The organism is Caldibacillus thermoamylovorans (assembly GCF_000751775.1).
Taxonomy (GTDB): Bacteria; Bacillota; Bacilli; order Bacillales; family Caldibacillaceae; genus Caldifermentibacillus; species Caldifermentibacillus hisashii.
Window position 1 is genome coordinate 1 of record NZ_CCRF01000106.1, and the last position, 3,068, is coordinate 3,068.

Sequence of the window (3,068 nt, forward strand, 5' to 3'; positions counted from 1 at the left end):
ACTATAAAAATAAGGGTCAAGCATAGCGATACAAAAACCAATCTGATAAACCTGGTTTCTTTGTATGGCCAGCTTGACCCCTTTATCTCATTTTTCATTTTATCGTTTTGACCTATTTTGGTGAAATGACCAGATGCCGATGCGGGTCCGTTCCAACTGAATATGTTTTTATTTTTTCATTATCAGCCAGTGCCGCATGAATGATTTTCCGTTCAAAAGAAGGCATCGGTTCCAAGGAAATTTCCTTTTTTTCTTTAATTACTTTATTAGCCAAACGATTTGCAAGTAATACCAGCGTTTCTTCCCGTTTTTCACGGTAATTTTCCGCATTTAAAATGACATTCATAAACTCTTCACTGAATCGATTTAATACGACTTGAGTCAATATTTGTAAAGCGTTCAATGTTTGTCCTCTTTTACCAATTAAAAGCCCAGTTTTATCACTGTTCAATTGAAAATATACATATTTTCCATCTATCGTCGATTCAATATTAACCTCCACGTCCATTTGCTTACATACATCAGATAAGAATTGTTTCGCTTCCATCACCGGATCAACATTAACCGTTAACTTAACAATCGCAAGCCGAGAACCAAAAATACCGAAAATCCCTTTTTTTCCTTCATCAATCACTTTTATATCTACTTTCTCTCTTGAAACCTTTAATTGACTAATTCCTTTTTCAATCGCTTCTTCAACAGTTTGGCCGGTAGCCGTTAGTTCCTTCACTTTTTCCTGCCTCCCGTGCGTCCAGCAACAGCTGGTTGAGTAGTAATATTTATAATCTCAGGTGTTTGAATAAAATAAGATTGAATGATAGAAAAAATATTCCCAACAATCCAGTATAAAGGTAACGCTGATGGTAAATATAAAGAAAAGATAATAATCATAACCGGCATTAACCAGAGCATCATTACAATTTGCGGATTTCCTTCCTGCCCTTTCGTCATTACTTTTTGTTGAATAAAAGTGGAAACACCTGCAAGAATGGGGAGTAGAAAATATGGGTCCGGAGATGCTAATTCAAACCATATAAAGGAATTCCCTTTCAGTTCCTCTGTCCGCATAATCGCTTGATAGAACCCTAGCAAAATCGGCATTTGAATGAAAAGAGGCAAGCACCCTGCCATCGGATTTATATTATATTTTTCCATCAATAATAATCGCTCTTGTTGTAATTTTTGCCGGGTAATTGCATCTTTTGATTTATATTTTTCTTGTAATTTTGCCAGTTCCGGTTGTATTACCTGCATGGCCTTCGTACTTTTTATTTGTTTTATCATCAATGGTAAAATGGCAAGACGAATCAAAACAGTTATTAAAATTATCGATAAACCGTAGCCCAAAGGTTCCCCAAAAAATTGAGCTGTTTCTACCATTAACCATGATAAAGGGTAAACAATTAATTCATTCCAAACTCCCGTGGAATCCTTTGTAATCGGCTCATTAATTTCTGTACAACCACTTAATAGGACGGTTGTCAACAACAGTATAATCATGGACCTGAATTTATCGTTCACTCACCCAATTCCCCCTGTTTTCGATTATCATAAAAATGCTACCAATTATTGACATAAAAATGTCCCTCTCCCATAATCTTCCCCTTTTTCGATGAGAGCCCTTGACTTGCCGTTAAAAGTGGGTAAAAGCGTCCAAATGTTTCATTATCATTTGTATTTTACCATTTTTCATAAGTATTTTGATAGACTTTCCTATTAAATTCCTTGTTAATATTATTTTATCCAAAAAAACCATTCACATTACGGGTTGGATGAAAAATTTCGCGGTATAGCTTTTGCTATTTTTAACACATGGATCAAGCTGCTTTTTGCTTGATGGTAATTCATGTCACGAACAGGTTTCCTGGCAATAACAATGTAGTCATATTTCGCATCTATATCATTCTGTAATTCCAAAAATGCCTGCCGTACATATCTTTTTATCTGATTTCGGGTAACGGCATTCCCTATTTTTTTACTGACGGACAGGCCAAGCCGAAAATGGTTGACTGAATTATTTTCATACAAATAGACGATAAATTGCCGATTTGCAAAGGATCGTCCATTTTTAAAAATGAGTTGAAAATCTTTATTGCTTTTAATCCGATAGTCTTTTTTCACAGAAAACACCTACATATTTAGATTAAACTGTCCCTGCCCGAATAAATAAATTTTATTTTTAATGTATAAGCATACAATGTCAAAAAACTTTGGACAAGTTTTAGTGTTAGGCTCCAAAAAAGCTGCAAAATAGCACTTCCTTCTTTTATAAAAAAGACCACTGAATGGTCAGTGGCCTATGCAGATAGTACTTTTCTTCCTTTACGACGACGGCGAGCTAATACTTTACGGCCGTTTTTCGTACTCATTCTTTCACGAAATCCATGTACTTTACTTCTTTTTCTTTTATTTGGTTGATACGTTCTTTTCATATATGACACCTCCCTATGAGGAAACAACTCACGACAGTCTTTACTATTATAAAAACAATGACATTGGAATGTCAAGCACTGAAAAATCACTTTCCGATATGTTTATCCTACATCATCAACATCAATTAATGGAGAAAATCGATGATGAATTGACCGATCAGTCACTTAACTAGTCGATATTCTGACTGATCGGTCACAAGTATAATCCCTCTCCCATCGATTCTTCCTCCTTACAAGTCAAAAATGATTCCTTTGTTGTGGATATTTTTTCGACAAGCATTGACATAAATCCACAAGATATCGACAACTTTTTCACATAGTCGCAACTTGTGGATATTTTTATTTTAACAGATCAGTTATTTTGTGGATATTTACCGTAAACCATTGCAGAATAAGGTATATTTTGATATGATGAATTGTGTTTTAACTATGGATAATTAATCGTTAATTATAACTTATCCACAAATTGTTAATAACATGTGAATAAGTTATTCTATATCTCTGGATTTTTTTATCCACAACCGTGAAAAATGTTGACAAGTAATTTTTTTCCTATATTGTAATTTATCCACAAATAAAACAACTGTCTTGGTGAACGGACCATGAAGTAAACAGGTCAAGGAGGTAGAGCGGCCA

Annotated in this window: 4 protein-coding genes; all 4 read right to left on the reverse strand. The window is 34.6% G+C overall.

Going from position 1 to position 3,068, the window contains the following annotated elements; all coding sequences use genetic code 11:
* Positions 1-112: 112 nt before the first annotated feature.
* Positions 113-730: an RNA-binding cell elongation regulator Jag/EloR gene (gene jag / locus BT1A1_RS17275; RefSeq protein WP_034773685.1), complete on the reverse strand. Its 618-nt coding sequence runs from the start codon at positions 728-730 to the stop codon at positions 113-115.
* On the reverse strand, positions 727-1,500 hold the full coding sequence (yidC, locus tag BT1A1_RS17280; protein ID WP_034773688.1) for a membrane protein insertase YidC: 774 nt from the start codon (positions 1,498-1,500) through the stop codon (positions 727-729). The genes jag and yidC overlap by 4 nt, the downstream gene beginning before the upstream one ends.
* Before the next feature lie 261 nt (positions 1,501-1,761).
* Positions 1,762-2,121: a ribonuclease P protein component gene (rnpA, locus tag BT1A1_RS17285; protein WP_034773690.1), complete on the reverse strand. Its 360-nt coding sequence runs from the start codon at positions 2,119-2,121 to the stop codon at positions 1,762-1,764.
* Between the two features lie 176 nt (positions 2,122-2,297).
* Positions 2,298-2,432, reverse strand: a complete 135-nt coding sequence (gene rpmH / locus BT1A1_RS17290; RefSeq protein ID WP_034773691.1) for a 50S ribosomal protein L34 — start codon at positions 2,430-2,432, stop codon at positions 2,298-2,300.
* Positions 2,433-3,068 lie beyond the last annotated feature (636 nt).